The sequence below is a fragment of the Microvirga calopogonii genome, from assembly GCF_003347665.1.
In the GTDB taxonomy this organism is placed as follows: domain Bacteria; phylum Pseudomonadota; class Alphaproteobacteria; order Rhizobiales; family Beijerinckiaceae; genus Microvirga; species Microvirga calopogonii.
The window spans coordinates 1-1,781 of sequence record NZ_QDGA01000234.1; the positions used below are offsets into that span (position 1 = coordinate 1).

A 1,781-nucleotide genomic window follows, 5' to 3' on the forward strand; every position below is an offset into this window, starting at 1 on the left:
TAGCCCGGCGCGATCACGTTGACGGTGACGCCCTTGTTGGCGTTCTCCTGCGCCAGCGCCTTGGCGAAGCCGATCACGCCTGCCTTCGCAGCGGAATAGTTCGCCTGCCCCATCTGGCCCTTCTGGCCGTTGATGGACGAGATGATGATGATGCGTCCGAAACCGCGCTCGCGCATGCCCTCGATCACGGGGCGCGTGCAGGTGAACATGGAATCGAGATTGGTGCGGATGACGGCAGACCACTGATCGTAGGTCATCTTGTGGAACATGCCGTCGCGGGTGATGCCCGCGTTGTTGACCAGGATGTCGACCGGGCCGAGTTCGGCTTCGACGGACCTGATGCCGCTCTCGCAGGATGCTGCATCGGAAACGTCGAATTTGAAGACCGGAATGCCGGTCTCCGTCTTGAACCGATTGGCGGCTTCGTCATTGCCGCCGTAATTCGCGGCAACCTTGTAGCCCGCGTCCTTCAAGCCTTTTGAAATCGCGGCACCGATGCCGCGAGTGCCACCGGTAACCAATGCAACACGTCCCATATCCTGCTCCTTCTGACGGTTCATCCCTGGGGGAACGCTCCGGATCCCCTGTCAAAACAGCCCGGGTTGATCCGGGCTGCTGGTGTTGTCTTAGCGCTCCAGGCACATGGCCACGCCCATGCCGCCGCCGATGCAGAGGGTCGCGAGCCCCTTCTTGGCGTTGCGCCGGCCCATCTCGTGCAGCAGGGTCACGAGCACGCGGGCGCCCGATGCTCCGATCGGGTGGCCGATGGCGATGGCGCCGCCGTTCACGTTCACGATGGACGGATCCCAGCCCATGTCCTTGTTGACCGCGAGCGCCTGGGCGGCGAAGGCCTCGTTGGCCTCGACGAGTTCGAGGTCGGACACCTTCCAGCCGGCCTTTTCCAGCGCCTTGCGCGAGGACGGGATCGGACCCGTGCCCATGATGGCCGGATCGACGCCGGCGGTCGCCCAGGAGGCGATGCGGGCGAGCGGGGTCAGGCCGCGTTTCTCGGCTTCGGCTTCCGTCATCAGCACGACGGCGGCGGCGCCGTCATTGATGCCCGAGGCATTGCCGGCCGTGACCGTGCCCTCCTTCGAAAAGGCGGGGCGCAGCTTGGCGAGCGCTTCGAGCGTGGTGCCGGCGCGGATGTACTCGTCCTGGTCCACGATGATGTCGCCCTTGCGGGAGGCAATCGTCACGGGCGTGATCTCGTCCTTGAACCGGCCTTCCTTCTGAGCGGCCTCGGCCTTGTTCTGGGAGCTCGTGGCGAACTGGTCCTGCTCCTCGCGGGTGAGCTGCCAGCGCTGGGCCACGTTCTCGGCGGTGGTGCCCATGTGGTAGCCGTGGAACGCGTCCATCAGGCCGTCCTTGAGCATGGTGTCCGTGAGCTTGAAGTCGCCCATCTTGGTGCCGGACCTCATATGGGCCGCGTGGGGTGCGAGCGACATGGATTCCTGGCCGCCCGCCACGATGATGGCGGCATCGCCGTTGGCGATCTGCTGCATGCCGATGGCGACCGTGCGCAGGCCGGAGCCGCAGAGCTGGTTGAGGCCCCAGGCGGTCTTTTCCTGCGGCACGCCCGCCGCCATGGCGGCCTGGCGGGCCGGGTTCTGGCCCTGGGCCGCGGTGAGGATCTGGCCGAGGATCACCTCGTCCACCTCTCCGCCTTCCACCTTGGCGCGCTCGAGGGCCGCCTTGATGGCGATGGCGCCGAGCTCATGAGCCGGGGTATTGGCGAAGGCGCCGTTGAACGAGCCGACGGGGGTGCGCGCCGCGCCGAC

The 1,781-nt window shown here is 66.5% G+C and carries 2 protein-coding genes; both read right to left on the reverse strand.

All coding sequences use genetic code 11. The features are described from left to right. Positions 1-536 (reverse strand): SDR family NAD(P)-dependent oxidoreductase (locus DDF70_RS36155; RefSeq protein ID WP_114949219.1); only part of this gene is annotated, 536 nt, incomplete at its 3' end. 90 nt (positions 537-626) lie between these two features. Then, on the reverse strand, positions 627-1,781 hold a 1,155-nt coding region (locus DDF70_RS36160; RefSeq protein WP_162820918.1), incomplete at its 5' end, for an acetyl-CoA C-acetyltransferase.